The sequence below is a fragment of the Halomonas sp. LMYGS-3 genome, assembly GCF_059509875.1.
On record NZ_JCAKFQ010000012.1, the window covers coordinates 47150 to 68596 of the forward strand.

Here is a 21447-nt window from a genome sequence, read left to right on the forward strand (position 1 = left end):
CAGCATAATCGTCGCAGGCGCCCGGCGCCCGCATGCTGCCTGTTCCGAACCACCAGAGGGACGAATCGTGCCAGTACAGAAGCCCGACGACATCCTGGCGGCCGAGGTGCGCCGCCTCCTCGAGACGGTGCCCGAGGCCGGGCTGCCGATGACCTACCAGCAGCTCGCCGAAGCGCTGGCGCTCGAGCCGCCTCGCACCATCCAGCGCGTCGCCCGGGCGCTGGAAGCCCTGATGCGCGAGGACGCCGAGGCGGGGCGGCCCTTCGTCGCCGCTCTGGTGATCAGCCGGCGCGGTGACCTGCCCGGCAAGGGGTTCTTCGACCTGGCCGTCGAGCTGGGGCGATTCCCCGCCGACCCGGCAAGGCATGTCGAGGCGTATCGGAAGGAGTATCGGCGGGCGATGGCGGCACGTGGATAGGCGGCGCTAGCCGCGCTGCTGCTGCCGCAGTGGGTCGAGCAGCGGGCTCAGGCCGTTGTGGTCGATCTCGTGCATCAGGTGCAGCAGCTCGCCGATCTCGCCGCTCGGGAAACCCTGGCGGGCGAACCAGTTGAGATAGGGCCCGGGCAGATCGGCGATCAGCCGGCCTTCGTACTTGCCGTACGGCATCCTGCGGGTGACCAGCTTTTCCAGATCCTCGGGCTTCACGCATCGTGCTCCTCTGCAAACGCTTGGATCATTCCATGCTGCGCTTGTGGCTCGATGAGGTGTCCACCGAGCGCTGGGTGGGGTACGGGTTCCGGCAGGTAAGCCAGTCCCCCCATGCCCACATCGGACACTCGACCAGCTTGGGATCACTCCCGCCGCGCCACCAGCAGGCCAACGCCGGTGCTCGCCAGCAGGCTCGCGCAGGTGCGGTTGAACAGTCGGCGCATCGTGGGGCGCGAGAACCAGTGGCGCAGGAAGGCGCCGAAACAGGCATAGCCGGCAATGGCCACCCACTCGAGCACCAGGAAGAGCGCGCCCAGGATCAGGAACTGGACGGCGACATTGCCACCTGGCGCGACGAACTGCGGGAGAAACGCGGTGAAGATCAGGATGGCCTTGGGATTGCCGGCGGCAAGCAGGAACTCCTGCCTGGCGAGGCCCCACAGCCCCAGCGGGCCGGTGGCCATGGCCTCGTCCCCGCTCTCGGCGTTCCACAGCTGGAAGGCCAGCCAGAACAGATAGCCGGCACCGAGCACCTTGATGACCAGGAACAGCGTCTCGGAGGTGTGGAGCACGGTCGCCAGGCCCGAGGCGGCGAGTGTGATCATCACCACGAAGGCCGCCAGACGGCCGATACCGGCCAGGCAGGCCTTGCGCACGCCATAGCGCTTGGCGTTGCTCATGGACAGCAGGTTGTTGGGGCCCGGCGCCATGTTCAGGGCGAAGCAGGCCGGCACGAAGAACAGCAGGGTCATCGCGTCCATCTGGGCCACCTGGGTGGAGTGGTTCAGCGTTCGATTCTGCCGCAGCGGTCTCTGGCGGACAATCCATGCTTTCGTCCCGAGTACCGTCCCGCTGTCTGGCACCCCCTGTGGCCGGGATGCAATGCCCTCCGGGATGACAGATAATGAGCAGGTTAACGATTCGTTCCACGTCCCGCGAGGCCCCATGAATCCCACCATCGAACTGCTGAAGTCCCACCGCTCGATCCGCAAGTTCACCGACCGGAAGATCCCCCGCGAGCTGCTGCTGGAGCTGATCCGCGCCGGCCAGGCCGCGGCGACCTCCAGCCACGTCCAGGCCTACAGCGTCATTCACGTCAAGAACCCGGCCAACCGCGAGCGGATCGCCGAGCTGGCCGGTGGCCAGGGCTATGTGGCCAGCGCCTCTGACTTCCTGGTGTTCTGCGCCGACATGAAGCGCCCCACCGAGGCCTCCGAGCGCACCGGCGCCAACGTGGTGCGCGGCATGACCGAGCAACTGCTGGTGGCCAGCGTCGACACCGCCCTGATGGCCCAGAACGTGGCGATCGCCGCGGAATCCGAGGGGCTGGGCATCTGCTACATCGGCGGCATCCGCAACAACCCCCACGCCATCAGCGACCTGCTGCGCCTGCCGGAGCACGTCTACCCGGTGTTCGGCATGTGCCTCGGCTACCCGGCCCATGAACCGGACATCAAGCCGCGCCTGCCGGTGGAGGCGATCCTCAAGGAGGACCATTACACCGAGGACCGCGAGCAGGTGGCGGCCTTCGACGATTCCATGCGCACCTATTACCAGGCGCGCAAGGGCGGCAACAAGGACGCCAACTGGTCACAGAACCTCACGCCGCTATTCGACAGCAAGCTGCGCGCCCATATGCGTGACTTCCTGGTCGAGCGTGGCTTCCAGATGAAGTGAGGCTGCCCGGGGCCGTGAAGGGGCTGGCGCCTTCCCCTATGATGGAGCGCACCGCGTCGATGACCATCCACCAGCGCCAGGGAAGGAGACAGCGCCATGTACCAGCAGGCAACGCGAGGCCTTCTCAAGGGAATGAATCCAAGGGTCACGCTGGCGACCTTCGTCATCATCGCGGTCTCGCTGGTCTACGGCGCCTTCTACACCGAGCGGCTGGGGCGTGGCCTGGCCATGATGCGCCAGGTGCTCGACCCCTTCCTCGAGTGGTATTACGTGCTGCTGGTGGCCTTCCTGCTGCTGTTCATGGTGTGGCTCGGCGTGGGGCGCTACAAGAACGTGCGCCTCGGCGGCGACTTCGAGCAGCCGGAGTTCACCTTCTTCTCCTGGGTGTCGATGCTGTTCGCCGCCGGCACCGGGGTCGGCATCCTGTTCTGGGCGGTGGCCCAGCCGATCCTGCAGTTCCAGGCGAACCCCTTCATCGCCGAGGGCATGACCCCGGACGCGGCGCGGGTGGCGATGCGCCTGACCTACTTCCACTGGGGGCTCAACGGCTGGGCGATCTTCTCCTTCGTGGCCCTGGTGCTGGCCTATTTCCGCTACCGCTGGAAGTTTCCCCTGACCATCCGCTCGGCCCTGCGGCCGCTGCTGGGGGATCGGGTGGAGGGGCCGCTGGGCGATGCGGTGGACGTGCTGGCGGTGTTCGGCACCGTGTTCGGCATCGCCACCACCCTGGGGCTCGGCGTGCAGCAGATGAATGCCGGCCTGGGCGCGGTGTTCGACCTGCCGCCCTCGCTGACCCTGCAGCTGATCGTCACCGCGGTGATCATGAGCGTGGCGACCCTGTCGGTGGTCTCCGGCGTCAAGCGCGGGGTACGCCTGCTCTCCGAGGCCAACTTCTGGCTGAGCATCAGTGTGGTGGTGTTCCTGCTGCTGTTCGGGCCCACCCAGTATCTGATCGCCATCACCATCGAGTCCGCCGGCGACTACATCCAGAACCTGATGGGCATGACCTTCCACACCAACGCCACCCGCGGTGACGCCTGGCAGGCGGAGTGGACGGTCTTCTTCTGGGGCTGGTGGCTGGCCTGGTCGCCCTTCGTCGGCATGTTCATCGCCCGGGTGTCGCGGGGTCGCACCTTCCGCGAGTTCGTCATGGGCGTGCTGCTGGTGCCGACCCTGATCACCGTGGTGTGGATCGGTCTGTTCGGCGGCACTGCCCTCTACCACGAGCTGTTCGGCCAGGGCGGCATCATCGCCGCGGTGGACCGCGACGTGGCCACGGCACTGTTCGCCACCGTCGAGGCCATGGGGCTCGGCCCCCTGGGCGTGGGCGTCTCGGCGGCGCTGGTGCTGCTGATCGCCACCTACCTGATCACCTCGGCCAATGCCGGCACCCTGGTGATCAACACCATCCTCGCCGGCGGCGACCCGGAACCGCCCACCGCCCACCGGCTGCTGTGGGGTGCCCTGCTGGGGCTGCTCACCGCGGTGCTGCTGATGGCCGGCGGCCTGGAGACGCTCCAGGCCGCGGTGATCATGGCGGCCCTGCCGTTCTCGGTGGTGATCATGCTGATGGTGGTCGGCCTGCTCAAGGCGCTGCATCGCGAGCGCTATGCGGCGCGGACCGGCGAGCGCGCCGAGGCCCCGCGCGAACCCTGGGCCGACCTCGACGATGCCGGCGTGGCGCCGGTGCCGGTCTCCGATGACGAGGCGCAGAAGCTGCATTGATGAACGCGAGGGGCTCGACCCAGTGGGGCCGGGACCTCTCGCTGATCGTGGCGGGGCTGGTGGGAATCGTCTTGTGGTGGCGAGGAGGCTGACGAGTGATGCAGTGGCTGTGGATCGCTGGCGGCGGCTTCTTCGCAGCGGCTGCCATCGTGCTCCTGGTCGGACGGAGCCGCGACGCGGCACGGGCAAGGCGGATGGAAGCCACACTTCTCGAGAGCGCCTCCCGACCGGGCCCTGGGGCGGGCGATGGTTCCTCCTGCTCCGAGCTTCCTGCCCCCGTTGCCCGCTACTTCAGGCACGTGCTGATGGATCAGCGAAGGCATATCAGGACGGCGAGAATTCGACAGGCGGGAGTGCTGCGCACCAGTACGACAGCAGGCCGATGGTTGCCATTCACGGCAACCCAGCTCGTCGTGCCGCCTGCCGTCGGCTTTCTCTGGGATGCCCGGGTCGCGCTGCCGTTGGCGACCCACTTGCGTGTGCTGGATAGTTACCTCGATGGCAGTGGGGCGGGGCGTGTCAGCCTTCTGTCTGCCTTGTCAGTCGCCTCGGACGCCGGTAACCCGGCGCTGAATTCGGGCGCCTTGCACCGCTATCTGGCCGAGGCCGTCTGGTTCCCCACCGCACTGCTGCCGCGCTCCGGTGTGCTCTGGAGTCCCATCGATGAGCACACGGCAATGGCCACCTTGAGCGACCGGGGAACGACGGTGTCGTTGCAGTTTCGCTTCAATGACGCCGGCGAGGTGGTCGGGATCTATAGCCCCGGTCGCTTCGGAAGATTCGATGGTGAATACCGTCGAGTCCCCTGGGAAGGGCACTTTCGGGACTATCAGGTTCGAGAGGGGATGCGCGTCCCAGGCTATGGTGAAGTGGGCTGGCACGACGGCGGGACCCTGCAGCTGGTCTGGAAGGGACGTATCACGGAGGTGCAGTATGAGCTTGAGCCCATGCCGCGAGGGGATGATGGGCGACACCCGCGCTTTTCTCAGGCCAACCGGGGCAGCAGATGAACTATGAGCAGGCGGTGGAGAGCATCTGGCGGCATGCCGAAGGGGGCGTGCCCAATGATGCCGCCCGGCTGAAGGAACTCGTTCGCTATGCCACCCTGGCCCCCTCCGGGCACAACACCCAGTGCTGGCGGTTCCGGGTGGCAGACGGCGCCATCGGCATTCTGCCCGATCTCTCGCGGCGCACCCCGGTCGTCGACCCGGACGATCACCACCTCTACGTGTCGCTGGGATGCGCGGCCGAGAACCTGAGTCTGGCCGCCCGGGCGTTCGGCCTGACGGGCGAGGTCACGTTCAGGCCCCAGGGCGACGGGGAACTCCTCGTCACCCTGGAGTCCTGTCGGCCAGAGGCCTCCCCACTCTTCGAGGCCATCCCCGCGCGGCAGTGTACGCGCACCGACTACGACGGCTCATCGCTTGCCGGCGAGGAGCTGCGCCTGCTCGAGGCCGCGGGAACCGGGCGTGGGGTAGCCGTCACCCTGTTGACCGCGCGCGAGGCCCTCGAGATGGTGCTGGAGTATGTCATTAAGGGCAACAGCCTGCAGGTCACCAACCCGGCGTTCCGGCACGAACTCGAGGCCTGGATTCGCTTCGGTGATCGGGAAGCGATCGAGGCCGGGGATGGGCTTTCCGCCCGGGTGATGGGCAGCCCCCCGACCCCCCGCTGGTTGGGACGCTGGCTGTTTCGCGCCCTGTTTCGTGAAAACGCCGAGAATGCCAGGGTGGCCCGCCAGATTCGCAGCTCCGCCGGGATCGCCGTGTTCGTGTCGGAAACCGATGACAGGGCGCACTGGGTGGAAGCCGGGCGCTGCTATCAGCGCTTTGCCTTGCAGGCGACGGTGCTCGACATCCGCAATGCCTTCATCAACCAGCCGGTCGAGGAGGCGGGCGTCCGCCCGGCGTTCGCCGAGGCGTTGGGCCTGAGCGGCGGGCGCCCCGACCTGGTGGTGCGCTTCGGGCGGGGGAAGGCGATGCCGCGCTCGTTGCGACGGCCGACCGAGTCGGTCCTGATCCCGCCAGGCCCGTCATGACGCCGCCTGCGTCAAGGGTCTTGCTGGTACGATTTCCCCCCATCCATCGGAGGCACCATGGAAACGCTGTTGAGTTCACGGACGGAGGTGACGGAGTCCGCACTGGCCGCCATCGCGCACATGCCGACCGCCAGTCTGCCGGTGCTGATGGACGACGACTTCGCCCGGCGGCTGACCGATGCCGACCACATGCGCATCGCGGTGCTGCTGGCGCAGAAGAGTTACGACGAGGGCGGCTGCCCCATCGGTGCGGTGATCATCGACAACGCCACGCGGCGGATTCTCGGCAAGGGGCACAACACCCTGGTGCAGGAGAACCACCCCTACCACCATGGGGAGACCTCCGCCATTCGCGATGCAGGCCGCCTCGATTTCGGCCGCACCACCCTGTTCACCTCCCTGAGCCCCTGCGACATCTGCGCGACGCTGCTCCATATGCGGGGCTTTGCCCGCGTGGTGGTGGGCGACGTCACCAATGCCTCGGGCAACGAGGCCCTGCTGCGCGACAAGGGCATCGAGGTGGATATCCTGGAAGACCCGCGTGGCATCGAGCTGTATGCTCGCTTCCGCGCCGAGCGGCCCGAGCTGGACCTCGAAGACTGGAAAGGCGTGAGGGCCACGCGTGAGCCATGACAGCGGCTCGGGTGGCGTCGGGATGGCGGCCTGCGGTGGCCTTGAGTGCTAGTCTGAAGTGAGAGGCCACGCAAGCACAGGAAAAGGCTGATCGTCGGCGGGATGCGTTGCCTCCCTGGAGGACATGACATGAACACCCCGACACCCGACAGGATCCTGGAAGTGGGCCTGGGTTTCCAGGCCTCGAAGGTACTCCTCAGTGCCATCGAGATGCATCTGTTTACCGAGTTGGCCAGGGCCCCCGGTGACCATATCGACCTGCGTCATCGACTCAGGCTGCACCCTCGCGCGGCGCATGATTTCCTCGATGCCCTGGTCGCCTTGGGTTTTCTCCAGCGGGAGGATGGCATCTACCGGAATACACCCGAAACCGATCTGTTCCTGGATCAAGAGAAGTCATCGTACATTGGCGATACCCTGGAGATGGCCAATCTTCGTCTGTACCCGTTCTGGGCTCATCTGACCGAGGCCCTGCGGACCGGCAAGCCACAGAGCGAGGCCAAGCAGGGGGAAGATCGTTTCGCCGCGCTTTACGCCGACCCGGAGCGCTTGGCGGGCTTCATGCATGCCATGACCGGTATCAGCCATGCCGCCAACCTGGCAATTGCCCATCGGATTTCCTGGGCGGGATACCTCTCCTTCGTCGATGTCGGCACCGCCCAGGGTGACCTGGCGGTACAGATTGCCAAGGCGAACCCTCACCTGTCCGGGATCGGTTTCGACAGGGAACCGGTGGGGCCGATCTTTGCGGACTACGTCGACAAGCACGGCTTGTCGGACCGCTTGCGCTTCGTCGCCGGTAACTTCTTCGACGACGATCTACCGGGAGCGGATGTCGTGCTGATGGGACATGTCTTGCACAACTGGAGCCTGACCCAGAAGCAGATGCTGATTGAGAAAGCCTACGAGGTCCTCCCGGATGGCGGGACCCTGGTGGTCTACGACGCCATCATCGATAATCAGCGCTGCCAGAATGCCTTCGGCCTGCTGATGAGCCTGAACATGCTGATCGAGACCCCGGCCGGGTTCGATTACACCGGGAGGGACGCCCACACCTGGATGAAAGCGGCAGGCTTCCGCGACATCCGTGTCGAGCACCTGGCCGGGCCCGATTCGGTGGTGGTGGCGATCAAGTGACCCACCATGATCTGGCGACCTCGGTCGGTTAGTCTAGGGTCAGCACGATGCCTCTCTCAGCACCATCGATCATCACCACCGAGCAGCCGGTCGGCGTCCTCAGCGATACCCACGGGCTGCTGCGCCCCGAGGCACTGACGATGCTGGAGGGCTGCGGGCTCATCCTGCACCTGGGCGACGTGGGCAGCCGGGACGAGGACGCCGCCATCCTCGAACGGCTGGCCGACCTGGCCCCGGTGGCGGCGGTGCGCGGCAACATCGACACCGCGCCCTGGGCCGAGGCGCTGCCGATGACGCGGAACCTCGCCGTCAACGGCTGGCGCCTGCACCTGGTGCATATCCTGCACGAGTTCGACCCGGCGACGCCCTGCGATGCCGTGCTCCACGGCCACTCCCACAAGCCGCGAAACGAGTGGCAGGATGGCCGGCTGCTGTTCAACCCCGGCGCGGCCGGCAAGCGCCGCTTTCGTTTGCCCATCACCTTGGGCAAGCTCTGGCCCGACGACCAGCGCCTGCGCGGCGCCATCCTGCATCTGCCGCTGTGAGACCCCTGGATCCGCCGGGCGATGGATCACTTGAAGCGGGAACGGGCAGACTTTGGGCGCTTCCTGCTGACGCCTGACGCGCTTGGGCAGCAACGTCGGGCGTTCCAACTCGCGGCGCAGGGTGTCGAGGTCATCGGCGAAAAGCGAGCCGCCGATCAGGGGCCCGCTTCGAAGTAAGGGCCGATGGCCTCGTTCTCATTCATCTACTTCACGTTCCTGCAGGTCGGCCGCGGCGGCATTGGCTTCTTCGCGAGTCTTGTGCACCGACACGATGTCATTCCGATGCAGGTCCACGACTTCCCAATCCTGCGGGTGGGACTTGTCCGGATGCGTGTAGACGGCGCGTACTTCATATCGCTGTTCCATGGCACCCTCCTGACGTTGGATGGGTACCTACAGTTTAGCGCTACGACCCTATCAAAGGGCGCGCCAATCGGCAGCGCCTCGCTCGTTCAGTAACCACGCCCCCAGCCCGGCGACGGTGAGTCCCAGGCTGGCGATCGATGATGTGGGCCCCTGGCCTGCCTGACGAGGCCCCCTGGGAGCTTTCCGTGTCCGATCAGGAGGGAGTCCTTGGGTAGTACTCCACGTTCTCGGTAAATCGGCCTCTGCACTTCCGCTTTGCCCTCCAGCAGGCAGCCTGGCTCGAGCCAACGACTCTCCGAGGAAAGCGGCATGGTCCACAACGCGTGAACCGTGAACATAGGACGCCTATGTGTGCCGTCGTACAGATGGTCGGGATGTAATTACCCATAATGAATACATCTGACAAGAAGGCGGAAGCGCCCCATGTCGACCCTTTCAACGAGAAAGCGCTGCTCGACAAGGATCACTCCCCCTTCCTGGCCAGAACCATTCCCAATCACAACTAGCGCACTGGCTAGCCCGCCGGAAATTCCTCAATCACCAACATCGTGAAGAAAACCGCGCTGGCACCGTTGATTTCAGACAACCGTCATCATGCCCTGGCAGTGCTGATTCAGGAGAACCGATATGAAACATCGCATGCGCCTTTTCAGGAAGCCCGCGGTAATGTTGGCCTCGCTGTCATTGTTGAGCCCGGGCTTTGCTCAGACGACTCCGCCGTCGGCTACCGACACAGAGATCATTACACTCACTCAACTGACTGAATCTGCTGATAAAACAGAGGAAGAGCTCCTGGCCGAGCAGGAGGCCATCGAGCAGGCCGAGGCCGACGCCCTCACCGAGCAGCAGGCCACCGAGCAGGCCGAGGCCGACGCCCTCGCCGAGCAGCAGGCCATCGACCAGGCCGAAGCCGACGCCCTCGCCGAGCAGCAGGCCATCGACCAGGCCGAAGCCGACGCCCTCGCCGAGCAGCAGGCCATCGAGCAAGCCGAAGCCGACGCCCTCGCCGAGCAGCAGGCCATCGAGCAAGCCGAAGCCGACGCCCTCGCCGAGCAGCAGGCCATCGACCAGGCCGAGGCCGACGCCCTCGCCGAGCAGCAGGCCACCGAGCAGGCCGAGGCCGACGCCCTCGCCGAGCAGCAGGCCATCGAGCAGGCCGAGGCCGATGCCCTCGCCGAGCAGCAGGCCATCGAGCAGGCCGAGGCCGACGCCCTGGCCGAGCAGCAGGCCATCGACCAGGCCGAGGCCGACGCCCTCGCCGAGCAGCAGGCCACCGAGCAGGCCGAAGCCGACGCCCTCGCCGAGCAGCAGGCCATCGACCAGGCCGAGGCCGACGCCCTCGCCGAGCAGCAGGCCATCGAGCAGGCCGAGGCTGATGCCCTGGCCGAGCAGCAGGCCATCGACCAGGCCGAGGCCGACGCCCTCGCCGAGCAGCAGGCCATCGAGCAGGCCGAAGTCGACGCCCTCGCCGAGCAGCAGGCCACCGAGCAGGCCGAGGCAGACGCCCTCGCCGAGCAGCAGGCCACCGAGCTGGCCGAAGCCGACGCCCTCGCCGAGCAGGAAGCCGCTGAGCAGGCCGAGGCCGACGCCCTCGCCGAGCAGCAGGCCACCGAGCAGGCCGAAGCTGACGCCCTGGCTGAGCAGGAAGCCGCTGAGCAGGCCGAGGCAAACACCGTCGCCGAGCAGGAAGCCATCGATCAGGCCGAGGCAGACGCCCTCGCCGAGCAGGAGGCCAGCGACAAGGCTGACGCGGAGGCCCTGGCCGAGGCCGAAGCAGACGCCCTGGCCGCTGTCGCCGCCCTTGAGACCCAGGAAGCCAGCACGACATCCGAAACGGTCGTGACCTCGGATACCACGCGTACCAGCGACCAGGAAGCCAAGGCCACGACGGCGTCAGAAGCAGATGATGACGACAACCAGATATGGAAATACTTGGGAGCCGCCGCGGTAGGTGCCGTCGCCGGCGCCTTGATCCCCCAACTCGGTGGACGGGTCGTCGAGAATCAAGGCGACCGTATGATCGTTGAGCGCGACGGCGAGTTGCATGTGCGCAAGGACGAGAATCTCCTGTTGCGTCGTCCTGGGGTAACCGAGACGACCGAATCCTTTGCCGATGGCATCACCCGCTCCACCGTCACTCGCGAGGATGGCAGCCGTATCGTGACCATTCGTGATTCCGGTGGCTTCGTTCTCAAGCGCACTCGCTATCTGCCCGATGACACCGCTATCGTGCTGATCGATGAAACGCGCAAGGTCGATAGCTGGGTGTCTTCCGTCGACCTTGAGGAATCCCTGCCTCCCCTGCGCCACGACCTGCCGGAAAATCGCTACGTGGTCGATTACCGCCGTGCAGATGAGGACATCCTGCGCCAGGCACTGCTAGCACCACCGGTACAGGAGTTCGATCGAGTCTTCACGCTCCGCCAGGTACGCGAAAGCTCTCGAGTCCGAGCCATCATGCCGCGTATCGATCTCGACGTTATCCAGTTCGCTACCGGCTCGTCGGCCATTCAGCCCTCCGAGGCCGAAGCGCTGCGTCTGATCGGGAACACCATGGCCGACATCATCGAGCAGCACCCGAATGAGATTTTCCTGGTCGAAGGCCATACCGATGCCGTTGGATCGGACTTGATGAACCTCGGGCTGTCCGACCGGCGAGCGGAAGCCGTCGCCCTGGCACTGACCGAATACTTCGCCATTCCCCCGGAAAACCTGATCGTACAGGGCTATGGTGAGCGCTATCTGAAACTGGATACGCAGGGACCCAGCCAGGAAAACCGACGCGCCAGCGTCCGGCGAATCACCCCGTTGATTGATGCAAGGCTGGCCAGTCTCTGAGAAGCCAGGCCTGTAGCCAAGGCACCGGAAAGGCCGACAGGCAATGTGTCTGTCGGCTTTTTCGATAGGAGTTCTTGGAAGCCATCGGGCCGTCGGATAGAGGCTGAGCTCAAGGGACGTTCCCACCGGGAGCACCTCGCTCGTTCAGTAACCACGCCCCCAGTCCGGCGACAGCGAGGCCCGGTCACTGATGGCTGCTGATCTGGGGCTGCTTGATGACAAGCTGCTCAGCCACTTCGCCATCACTCGCCTCGACGAGATGCGCGATATCGAGTGGGAGCATCGCGGGGCATGAACCTCGGATCGGATCTTCGGCGTGGTGGTGGCCTGCTTAATGCAGTTTGATGTCCATGACCATGGCGGCCTGGCGCTTGGCGGTCCAGCGTTTGACGGTGGATTCATTGTTCATTTCGTCCTGTTGATCGCTGCACTATAGCCTGTGCCGCTGTGGAGGGGGCACGGCAGACGCCCCCAGATGGGGGCATCGTAGGTTGGCGCAAGGCTTAGTATCAGGCCGCGCCCGCAAGCCCCAGGGCGCGATGTTCCTGGCGCAGGCTCTTGACCAGGCCCACGCACATCACCACCAGGACCAGGGAGAAAGGCAGGCCGGTGGCCACGGCGCCGGCCTGGAGGGCGCCGAGTGCGGCGTCGCCGCCGCCGTAGAGCAGGATCCCGGCGATTACCCCCTCCAGTGTGGCCCAGAAGACCCGTTGGCCGCGCGGGGCATCGGTCTTGCCACCGGCCGTGATGCTGTCGATCACCAGCGAGCCGGAATCCGAGGAGGTGACGAAGAAGATCAGCACCAGCAGGATCGCCAGGCTGGAGGTCAGGGTCGTCAGCGGCAGTTGCTCGAGCATCTGGAACATGGCCAGGGAGACGTCGCTGATGCCATTGGCGAGTTCGCCGACCCCGGCCGCGGACTGGGCGAGGGCGGTGCCGCCGAAGGCGCTCATCCAGACGATGGTGACCAGGGTTGGTACCAGCAGCACGGCGGTCAGGAACTCGCGAACCGTGCGACCTCGCGAGACCCGGGCGATGAACATGCCGACGAAGGGCGACCAGGAGATCCACCAGGCCCAGTAGAACACCGTCCAGCCGTGGTACCAGGTGGTGTCGTCGCGGCCGACCCAGCTGGAGAGCGGCACGAGCCCCTTCCGGGGTGCCGGCGGCGGCGTTGAGCGGTGTGCCGTACCAGTCGGTGTAGTAGGCCACGGGCTCGGCCACGCTCCAGAACATCAGGCCGATGCCCATGCCGGCGGCAAACAGCATGCTGAACCAGGAGACCAGCGAGTGCTCCGGCCGGGCGTTCTGGCCGCCCAGCCGGATGCGCCCCAGTGGCAGCACGATCAGCACCAGGCACAGCACCACGAAGAGGTTGCCGACGATCATGAACAGCCAGTCGAAGTGCTCGATGGACCAGCCCCGGGCAGCCGTCAACTGGGTATTGGCGGCATCAGGGTAGACCAGGGCATAGAGGATGAAGGCGATTATCGCCAGGGCGGAGAGGGGAAAGACGGGGTTGTGGAAGTCCAGGCCCAGCACCTGGGTGTTGCCATGGCCCGGGGCCATGGTGGGGTCGTCGTTGTGGTTCATGCGAGGTCCTCTGTTGTTGTTGTTGTCGCGTCGCCTTTGGGGCGATGCCGGACATTCCTGGCGTGTGTGGGGGAGAGCTGAAGGTCAGGCAAGCTGACGCCTTGCGGCACGTGTCGTATTCAACAGCAGGCAGGCGATCGTCATTGGACCCACGCCACCGGGTACCGGCGTGATTGCGCCAGCGACGCGGGCAACCGATTCGAAATCCACGTCACCCACGAGCTTTCGCTTGCCATCGACATCAATGGCGTTGATGCCGACATCGATGACCGTTGCACCCGGCTTGATCCAGTCAGCGTTGATGAATGCCGCCCGGCCGACCGCCGCTACCACGATATCGGCATCGCGGCACAGTGCTTCGATGTTCCTCGTTCGTGAATGGGCAATGGTGACCGTACAGTTTGCCTGCAAGAGCAGTGCCGCCATCGGCTTTCCCACGATATTGGAGCGCCCCACCACCACGACTCTCTTGCCACTAAGGTCCGGATGGATCTGGCGCAGCATGATCATGCAGCCTTGTGGCGTGCACGGCACAAGTGATGGACGCCCGGAAGCAAGTGCCCCGACGTTCAGTGGGTGAAAGCCATCAACATCCTTGGCCGGATGGATGGACGCTATCACCACATCCTCGTCGAGATGTGACGGTAGTGGCAGTTGCACCAGAATGCCGTGCACCTCAGGATCATTGTTCAGTTGATCGATCAGCTCATCCAGGGTGTCCTGGGAGGTTTCGGCATCGAGGCGGTGCTCGATAGAACCCATTCCCGCCTCTGTCGCCCGCTTCACCTTGTTTCTCACATACACCTGGCTAGCGGGATCCTCCCCCACAAGCACGACAGCCAGTGTCGGCACCATGTCATGTTCGCCCTTGAGTAGCGCGACTTCAGAGGCGACTTCCTGCAAGACCTGGTCCGAGAGCTGTTTTCCGTCTATTAAATGAGTCATCATGCCCTCTGCTTCTATTTGAAAATGACGGTCTTGTTGCCCGAAAGGAACACACGGCTCTCGGTATGCAGCTTGACGGCGCTTGCCAGTGCCTTCGTTTCGGTATCGCGGCCAAGGGCAACGAGTTCTTCCGGGTAGTAGGCATGATTGACGGGGAGCACGGACTGTTCGATGATCGGGCCTTCATCCAGATCTGCGGTCACGTAGTGCGCAGTGGCACCGATCAGCTTGACGCCACGCTCGAATGCCTGGTGATAGGGCTTGGCACCCTTGAATCCGGGCAGGAAGGAGTGGTGGATATTGATGGCCCGTCCGTGCAGCTGCTTGCATAGGCTATCAGACAGGACTTGCATGTAACGCGCCAGTACCACCAGCTCGGTTCCTGTTGCGTTGATGATATTGAGTAGCTCTGCTTCCTGTTCCAGTTTGGTTTCTGCTGTCACTGGCAGGTGGACAAAGCGAAAGCCTTCACGCTCGACAAGCGGTTGAAGATCCAGGTGGTTGGATACGACCGCGGTAATATCGATGTTCAGTTCGCCCTTGTGATAGCGATAAAGAAGGTCGACCAGGCAATGGTCAAACTTGGATACCATGATCATGACTTTGGTCGGGTGGCTGACCTCATGCATCGCCCAGGCTATGCCGTGCTTGTCTGCCAGGGCATTGAATCCAGTGCGGATGTCTTCGAAGGTGTAGCGGGAATCCGGGGTGATGTTGAATAGCGTCCGCAAGAAGAACTGACCGCTGATCTTGTCATCGAATTGGGATAGTTCTGCGATATAGCCGCCGCGCTCTGTGATATAGGATGCGATTCCGGCAACGATTCCAGGCGCAGTCCTGCAGCTGACAGTGAGGATGTATTGGTTGGAGTAGTCCGTGACGTGTCTCATGGCAGAAAACCTTTATATATTGATGTTTGTTGGTTGATTCGCTGACAGCAACTTGATGTCTTTGAAATTCTTTATTCAGGCATCAGGATGGATTGCCTGGCGGGTTGTTCATTATTGCGATCAAGGTTCATGTCATTAAAAGCTCACTTCGAAGCCTTGTTAGGGTCTTCTGCCAGGTTCGACGCGTTACGTGCGACACGCAGCCAGGATGAGCTTCCCTTCTGACGATGATCAACTGGCAGTTGCACCACCTGGATCTTGTCACCGCCTTTCATCTTCTGACTTCCATCCCAGGCTTCGACCCAGACACATCGCATCTCCGGACTGACCTCACAGTTGCCGTTGGCGCGTACCCCGCCACAAGGACCGTTGCGCAAGGACTTAGGGCAGTTCATGGGGCAGGACATTCCGGTAGAGCTGAGGATGCACTGACCACACATCTTGCAGTCGAACAGTAATCCCTTGCTGATCTTTTCCAGCTTGCTTACCGGCTTTTCTGCGCGCTGGTAGCCAACTGAATTCCAAAGCGGCTGCAACTTGACGACTACCGGTTCGAATATTCGGTATACACCCTCAAGGAATCTTGCGTGCCGCACGGCCCAAAGACGAATGGAATACATGTGTCTCTCCTTTAACGGCAACGCCACTGTGAAGCTGATCAAGGATCCCTGGATCCCTGGATCCCTGGATCCGTGAGACGCCTGCTTGATCCTTTATAACCAACAAGAAACTTCTCGCCTTGCCAGGTAAATACTTTCCTGGCGAAGAGGTTGGTATTACAAGGTTTCATGGCACTCACGGATGCAGGGGCTTTTCAAGTCAACCGCTAGACCGGCTTTTCAAGCGGATGTGGCGATCTTCTTCTTGGGGTCGAAGAAGGGCTTTTCGACCACAACGGCCTGCACGGGTCCGGAGGCGGTTGGAATTTCCAGTTCAGTCCCGAGGGCGGCATGTTCAGCGGCCACCATGGCCAGCGCAATGTTCTGCTCAAGGCGCGGGGAGTAGACCGCAGACGTCACCTTTCCGACGGTCTCGCCATCCTTGCTGAGTGGCCAGTACCTGGTGTTGGGTCTCTTGAGGGGCGCCATATCGATACGCAGCCCGACCTGCTTGCGACTCACGCCATTGTCACGGATGCGCTGCAACGCGGCCTTGCCGATAAACTCCGCCTCCATGTCCGGGTTTACCAGGCGGTCCATCCCGAGTTCGTAAGGATTGGTGGTGCTGTCCGCGTCAGCGTGATAGGAGAGCATCCCACCTTCGATGCGGCGAATCGTGGAGGTATGACCAGGCTTCAGCCCAAAGGGCGCACCTGCGGCCATGATCTTTTCCCAGAGTTCGTCCCCTCGCGTGCCGTCACGCAGGTAAAGTTCATAGCCCAGTTCACTCGACCAGCCGGTGCGCGAGACAATCAGCGGGATGCCATCAAGCTCGATCTCGCGCAACCAGTAGTAGCGCAGGTCCATGATGCTCTCGCCAAAGAGCTTCTTCATCACCTCGCCGGAGTTCGGGCCCTGTAATTGCAGGGGAGAAACATCGGGTTCGCGGATGCTGACATCCAGCCCGGCATGAACCGCAACACCCTGCGCCCACAACAGGATGTCGCTGTCAGCCAGAGAGATCCAGAAGTGATTCTCTGCCAGCCGTAGCAGGATCGGGTCGTTCAGAATGCCACCGTCCGCATTGGTGATGAGTATATACTTGCACTGACCGACAGCCATCTCCGACAGATCGCGCGGGGTCAGGCTCTGCACGAATTTCGCCGCATCTGGCCCCGTGATTTCTACCTGCCGCTCGCCGGCAACATCGCAAAGAATCGCCTCGTTCACGAGGTTCCAGAAATTCTGTTCCGGATCCCCGAAGTCACGCGGGATATACATGTGGTTGTATACGGAAAAACCCTTTGCCCCCCAGCGGACCGTGGCGTCAAAGTAGGGAGACTTTCGGATCTGTGTTCCGAACCCGAAGTCATCTGCGTTTTCTATGTTGGCTGACGTAAGATTTGTCATTGTAGTTACCTTTTGTGATGTAAGGTTCAATGGGCAGCGCGAACTGGCTGATTCGACACAGCTCACTATAGGCTCACATGGCACTGTCAAGCGGCCTAAAATCACGGCGAATCAGAACTGAACAGACCAGTTTTACAAGGAGGGCAGTCCATTTGGTCCGGTGTATCCGCACCAGGCCCCTTCGTCGCTGGGCGTGGGGTTTACCCCCTGCCCCCAGCTGTCGGGCGATCCGTCGTTGGCTCATCCCGAAGTCAAGGCAGGGGAGAGTCTGATACCGTTGGGGCTGGGGCAGCTGGCGGTATTCCGGGCTCTGCTTCACCTTCGTCGCAGAGCCGAGCAGGGACGGCGCTGGGGCTCCCGCCCTTGCCTGCTGCGCGAGGGTTGGGCGGTCAATCCATGAAACCAGGATGAGAGGGATGCATGGTGATCAAGGGAAAGCGTGATATCGAGCATCAACGGGGAGGCATCCCGCGCCAGGGGGAGCGTCTGGCACCGGCTTGGGCCGGAAGCGTCGATACCTGTCTTGCGGAGGCACCATGAAGACGCTATCGAGCACAGGGTTTGCGATCTTTGGCGCAGCGCTGGTCGCGATCAGTTACGGGCTCGCGCGCTTCGCTTTCGGGCTTTTCGTGCCCCCTATTCGGGACGAGCTGGGACTCACGCCGTACGTGATCGGCATCATCGGCGCGCTGCCGCTCATCAGTTTCCTGCTGGCCACGGCGATCGCCCCGTTAATCACCGCTTATCTCGGGGCCCGCAACACGGCGATGCTCTCCGGGACGTTCGGCGTCGGCGGCCTGGCGCTGATCAGCCAGGCCACCGACGCGCTGATGCTGGGCGTGGGGGTGTTCGCCTGCGGCATCTGCACCGGCCTGATGATGCCGGCGCTCACGGCCGCCATGCAGGCGCTGGTGAAACGCTCGATGCACGGCCGCGTCAGCTCGGTCATGAACGCGGGGACCAGCATCGGCGTGATCGTGGCCGTGCCGACGGTGCTGTTCCTGGCCGGCGCCTGGCGTTTCGCCTACCTCTCCTTTGCCGTCCTGGCCGGTATCGGCGTCATTGCCGCGTGGCTCTTCCTGCCCTCGGTATCGCGGATCACGCCGGCGAACGCCGCGCCGCCGCCCCCGATCAGTGAACTGCCCTGGTCACGCCTTGTCAGGCTCTCGCTGTTTGCCTTCCTGATGGGCTTCATCTCCTCCGCGTACTGGATCTTCGCGCCTGACCTGGTGGTCACCCTCGGCGGCCTGCCGCCCGGCGCCACCGGATGGCTCTGGCTCTCGGTGGGCATCGCCGGCCTCGGCGGGGCGGTGGTGGCCGACCTGGCCGATCGCAACAACCCACCCATCACGCAGGCCCTGATGCTGATGATGCTGGCCGCGAGCCTGGCACTGCTTGCCGCCAGCCCCGGTCAGTCATGGCTGGCGGCCTTCTCTGCACTGGTCTTCGGCCTGGCCTACATGAGCCTGACGGGGCTCTACCTCATGACCGGCATCCGCCTGTTGCCGGGCCGACTGTCGGTGGGGCCGGTACTGCCCTTCATGGCGGTATCGCTGGGGCAGGCGTCGGGTTCGCCTGTCGTCGGCGGGCTGGTGGACTCCTTCGGCTACGCCGATGCCTTTGCCATGTTCGCCGCGCTCGGCATCCTGGTGGCGATCCTGTCGCCCTTCTACCCGGGCCACATCGCCCAGGCCGAGGAGGACGAGGAGGACTCCGGCCTCCAGGCGGCGTACGATCACCAGCTCCAGAACGAGGAGGGCGAGCCACTGGAGCCTGTTGTGGATGAATCTGACAAGCCCGCCGTCAATCCATGATGGCGGGCCGGGGGTATCCGGCCACCGGAGTAGTTCCCCAGGTATACCTGGGCGGTGACCGATATCCGGCTCATGTCCGTGGTCGATCACACAGCGTCTCGGCGACCGCTCGGACCTCGTATCGGCGATCTGCCAGAGGTCGGTCCCCGTAGGGGCGTAGTGCCGAACGGATATCGGAGCCTGTTGCCGAACTCCTGCGCTTCCGATTCAATTTTCTGATTCAGCCATCAAGCAGGAAAGTTTGGGGTGAGCCGATTTGATGTCTCGGGTTGCGATGTAGGTCATGTAGCGTTCGATCCCCAACTCCTCTGAAAGAAGCTTATCCATTACCTGCTGAAAGGCGGAAAGGCTTGGGGCGACGACTTTCAAGACGTAGTCCATGCCGCCACCCGTCGCTATGCATTCGACGATCTCGTCCACCTGGCGGATATAGGCCTCGAAGCGCTCGAAAGCCGATTTTTGATGCCCCTTCAGCGAAACGGTCACGATGACTTTCGAGACATCCACGATCTTTTCCAGCGAGATGTCCGCATGATACCCACGTATCAGGCCAGCTTCCTTCAATCGGTTGAAACGAATCCAGCACGGCGTCGGGGAAAGATTGACCAGCTCTGACAGTCTGGCCTTGCTGAGCTGCCCGTGCTGCTGCACGGCGGACAGGATGCGCATGTCGGCAGCATCAAGAGTAACTTTCCTCATGTGCTCTCAGCCTCTGTTTGATTGCCGCAGGCGGGGCCGTCGTCGTTTCATGTGGATCTGGCCTGAGTTCACAGTCTAGATCGTCGCGATGACATTGGCCCCGTTACGGAAGACACATGGACTGATCGAGATGCTGCGTATTCCACGCCACCATGAATGAGCCGGGTCAATGGCTCATGCTTTCGGCGGCGTAGCGCCTGCACTTGTCCCGAGCGTTGATCAAGACGTCGCGCAACAGCTCTTCGGCGCTGGGATGGTAGACCGGCATCGCCAGGACCTGCTCTGCCGTCATGCCGTGCGTGATGGCCAGGGCAAGCAGGTGCGCCAGGTGTTCCGCCTTGTACCCAAGCAGCTCGGCGCCCAGTATCACACCGGTTTTCGCGTCCAGGTAGACCTGGATGCGCCCTTCGACCTTGTTCCAGACCACATGGCGAGGACTGGTAAACGGCAGGTCGCCAATGACGATCTCCTGGCCCTCGAGTTGTCGGAAGCCCTGGCCGATGGTGGCGATCTGCGGATCGGTGAAGGCCACCATCAGCGGCGGTCTACGCTGTGCAGGCACCGGGTTCGGGTAGTTCAAGGCATTATCGGCGGCGATACGCCCCTCATCGAAGGCTTCGTGCCACAACGGCAGGTGGTCGGTCACGTCTCCGGCGATAAAGATAGGAAGGTCCGAGCAGCGCATCGTCTTCGGGTTGAATGTCACTGCGCCCGCTTCGGTGACTTCCACGCCCGTATGCTCCATGCCCAACCGGTCCACGTTGGGGATCCTCCCCGTGGCCACCAGTACCTTGTCGAACACCTTGGTGATCCGCTGTCCGTTCGCTTGCTCGTACTCGAGCCAGGCGCCTTCCGCGTCCTCCCGGGTGCTCACCACCTGGCCGACGGGGTAGATATCCAGTTCGGTGCCGAGCAGCTCGAGCGCTTGCTGCTGCATGGCCGGATGGGTGAGGGCGTTGATCCTTCCGGAGCGGCCGTAGATGGTCGTCTCGACGCCCAGTCGATGGAGTGCCTGCCCCAGTTCCAGCGCAATCACGCCCGTACCGATCACGGCGATCGAGCGGGGCAGGTCCTCCAGCTCGAAGACCGTATCGCTGGTGAGCACGCGGGCCATGACGGGCTCGAACACCTTGCCGACCGCGGGCCTGGAGCCGCAGGCGAGGATGAACTTCTTCGCAGTGACCTCGACCGATTCACCCACCCTGAGGCGACTCGGTCCGATAAACCGGGCGCGCCCCTCAAGCTTGTGGTGGGCCGGAATCTTGTCGACGTAGCGGAGATTGTTGGCGACGAAGCGATTATCTCTCTCCCGGCGCAACCGTTCGAAGACCTTGCGGCCATCCACGCGACCCGTCGCTGTCACCCCGAAAAACTCGCTGGTGTTCAAGTGGTGCGCGTAATCGGCAGCGGTGATCATCAGCTTGCTGGGCATGCAGCCGACTCGTGCACAGGTGGTGCCGTAGGGACCGTCCTGGATCATCACCAGGCTGTCGGTCTTGCGGCTGATCCTCGAGTAGGCGCCCAGCCCGGCGGTGCCGGCGCCGATGATCGCGTATTCAACATTCATGGTCTTCATGGCAGGTTCGCTCATCTGGCGCCTCATCGTACAAGCTGTCTTATTGTTCAAGGCGTAACTGGTGGTTGAGGGGGGCGAGATCGACTTCAGCCCCGGCTGAATGACCCAAGGCAGGCTATCCGCGGCCTTTCAGGCGGTAAAGCGAGAGATTCTCACTGTTTGGGTTATTTTTGCTAACCCATGGGTGGTGGGCTGGAGGGTCGGGTCCGCCCTTGGTGCGGAATGATGGCGCACCTGGATCCCCTCTTCAGGGCTTGCAAGGCCTCACATTAGCAAGGCTAATCCAACTGCTTAGGAATCGTCGCTTTCCGAG

19 protein-coding genes and 1 pseudogene are annotated in these 21447 nt (G+C 63.5%); 10 read left to right on the forward strand and 10 right to left on the reverse strand.

From position 1 onward, the window contains the following. The first annotated feature begins 67 nt into the window (after positions 1-67). On the forward strand, positions 68-418 hold the full coding sequence (locus AC5W54_RS12870) for a hypothetical protein (RefSeq protein WP_495962496.1): 351 nt from the start codon (positions 68-70) through the stop codon (positions 416-418). A 6-nt stretch (positions 419-424) separates the two neighbouring features. On the opposite strand, the gene AC5W54_RS12875 is transcribed toward AC5W54_RS12870, so the two are convergent. Both AC5W54_RS12875 and AC5W54_RS12880 read right to left on the reverse strand, forming a co-directional pair. Next, on the reverse strand, positions 425-646 hold the full coding sequence (locus AC5W54_RS12875; protein WP_495962497.1) for a DUF3820 family protein: 222 nt from the start codon (positions 644-646) through the stop codon (positions 425-427). 146 nt (positions 647-792) lie between these two features. Then, complete coding sequence (locus AC5W54_RS12880) at positions 793-1410, reverse strand: LysE family translocator (protein ID WP_495962498.1); 618 nt, start codon at positions 1408-1410, stop codon at positions 793-795. A gap of 184 nt (positions 1411-1594) precedes the next feature. Between AC5W54_RS12880 and nfsA the strand changes: the two genes are divergently transcribed. The 7 genes from nfsA to AC5W54_RS12915 all read left to right on the forward strand — a co-directional run bounded on the left by nfsA (position 1595) and on the right by AC5W54_RS12915 (position 8404). Further along, positions 1595-2326 carry an oxygen-insensitive NADPH nitroreductase gene (nfsA, locus tag AC5W54_RS12885; protein ID WP_495962499.1) on the forward strand — a complete coding sequence of 244 codons (732 nt, stop codon included), beginning with the start codon at positions 1595-1597 and terminating at the stop codon, positions 2324-2326. Positions 2327-2422: 96 nt separating this feature from the next. Further along, positions 2423-4051 carry a BCCT family transporter gene (locus AC5W54_RS12890; RefSeq protein ID WP_495962500.1) on the forward strand — a complete coding sequence of 543 codons (1629 nt, stop codon included), beginning with the start codon at positions 2423-2425 and terminating at the stop codon, positions 4049-4051. A gap of 98 nt (positions 4052-4149) precedes the next feature. After that, positions 4150-5061, forward strand: a complete 912-nt coding sequence (locus AC5W54_RS12895) for a DUF6920 family protein (RefSeq protein ID WP_495962562.1) — start codon at positions 4150-4152, stop codon at positions 5059-5061. Beyond that, positions 5058-6089, forward strand: coding sequence for an Acg family FMN-binding oxidoreductase (locus AC5W54_RS12900; RefSeq protein ID WP_495962501.1), 1032 nt, complete (start codon positions 5058-5060; stop codon positions 6087-6089). Before AC5W54_RS12895 ends, AC5W54_RS12900 begins: the two co-directional genes overlap by 4 nt. A gap of 57 nt (positions 6090-6146) precedes the next feature. Beyond that, positions 6147-6722 (forward strand): nucleoside deaminase, encoded by a 576-nt coding sequence (locus tag AC5W54_RS12905; RefSeq protein WP_495962502.1) that lies wholly within the window; start codon positions 6147-6149, stop codon positions 6720-6722. A gap of 162 nt (positions 6723-6884) precedes the next feature. Beyond that, positions 6885-7859: a methyltransferase gene (locus AC5W54_RS12910; protein ID WP_495962503.1), complete on the forward strand. Its 975-nt coding sequence runs from the start codon at positions 6885-6887 to the stop codon at positions 7857-7859. 47 nt (positions 7860-7906) lie between these two features. Continuing rightward, on the forward strand, positions 7907-8404 hold the full coding sequence (locus tag AC5W54_RS12915) for a metallophosphoesterase family protein (protein WP_495962504.1): 498 nt from the start codon (positions 7907-7909) through the stop codon (positions 8402-8404). Between the two features lie 195 nt (positions 8405-8599). On the opposite strand, the gene AC5W54_RS12920 is transcribed toward AC5W54_RS12915, so the two are convergent. After that, positions 8600-8770, reverse strand: a complete 171-nt coding sequence (locus tag AC5W54_RS12920; protein WP_495962505.1) for a hypothetical protein — start codon at positions 8768-8770, stop codon at positions 8600-8602. Between the two features lie 627 nt (positions 8771-9397). Between AC5W54_RS12920 and AC5W54_RS12925 the strand changes: the two genes are divergently transcribed. Further along, positions 9398-11608: an OmpA family protein gene (locus AC5W54_RS12925; RefSeq protein ID WP_495962506.1), complete on the forward strand. Its 2211-nt coding sequence runs from the start codon at positions 9398-9400 to the stop codon at positions 11606-11608. A gap of 509 nt (positions 11609-12117) precedes the next feature. On the opposite strand, the pseudogene AC5W54_RS12930 reads toward AC5W54_RS12925, so the two are convergent. The 5 genes and pseudogenes from AC5W54_RS12930 to AC5W54_RS12950 form a co-directional block, all read right to left on the reverse strand. After that, a pseudogene (locus AC5W54_RS12930) lies at positions 12118-13201 on the reverse strand (BCCT family transporter). A gap of 84 nt (positions 13202-13285) precedes the next feature. After that, entirely contained in the window at positions 13286-14146 is an 861-nt protein-coding gene (gene folD / locus AC5W54_RS12935) for a bifunctional methylenetetrahydrofolate dehydrogenase/methenyltetrahydrofolate cyclohydrolase FolD (protein WP_495962563.1), read from the reverse strand. A 14-nt stretch (positions 14147-14160) separates the two neighbouring features. Then, positions 14161-15036: a formyltetrahydrofolate deformylase gene (gene purU / locus AC5W54_RS12940; RefSeq protein ID WP_495962507.1), complete on the reverse strand. Its 876-nt coding sequence runs from the start codon at positions 15034-15036 to the stop codon at positions 14161-14163. Positions 15037-15179: 143 nt separating this feature from the next. Further along, positions 15180-15656 carry a methylenetetrahydrofolate reductase C-terminal domain-containing protein gene (locus tag AC5W54_RS12945; protein WP_495962508.1) on the reverse strand — a complete coding sequence of 159 codons (477 nt, stop codon included), beginning with the start codon at positions 15654-15656 and terminating at the stop codon, positions 15180-15182. Positions 15657-15875: 219 nt separating this feature from the next. Next, positions 15876-17045 carry a glycine cleavage T C-terminal barrel domain-containing protein gene (locus tag AC5W54_RS12950; protein WP_495962509.1) on the reverse strand — a complete coding sequence of 390 codons (1170 nt, stop codon included), beginning with the start codon at positions 17043-17045 and terminating at the stop codon, positions 15876-15878. A 536-nt stretch (positions 17046-17581) separates the two neighbouring features. Here AC5W54_RS12950 and AC5W54_RS12955 point away from each other — a divergent pair. Beyond that, positions 17582-18859 (forward strand): MFS transporter, encoded by a 1278-nt coding sequence (locus tag AC5W54_RS12955; protein WP_495962564.1) that lies wholly within the window; start codon positions 17582-17584, stop codon positions 18857-18859. Between the two features lie 207 nt (positions 18860-19066). On the opposite strand, the gene AC5W54_RS12960 is transcribed toward AC5W54_RS12955, so the two are convergent. Then, positions 19067-19558 carry an Lrp/AsnC family transcriptional regulator gene (locus AC5W54_RS12960; protein WP_495962510.1) on the reverse strand — a complete coding sequence of 164 codons (492 nt, stop codon included), beginning with the start codon at positions 19556-19558 and terminating at the stop codon, positions 19067-19069. 166 nt (positions 19559-19724) lie between these two features. Then, a complete protein-coding gene (locus AC5W54_RS12965) occupies positions 19725-21149 on the reverse strand; it encodes a dihydrolipoyl dehydrogenase (RefSeq protein WP_495962511.1) in 1425 nt (474 codons plus the stop codon). Positions 21150-21447 lie beyond the last annotated feature (298 nt).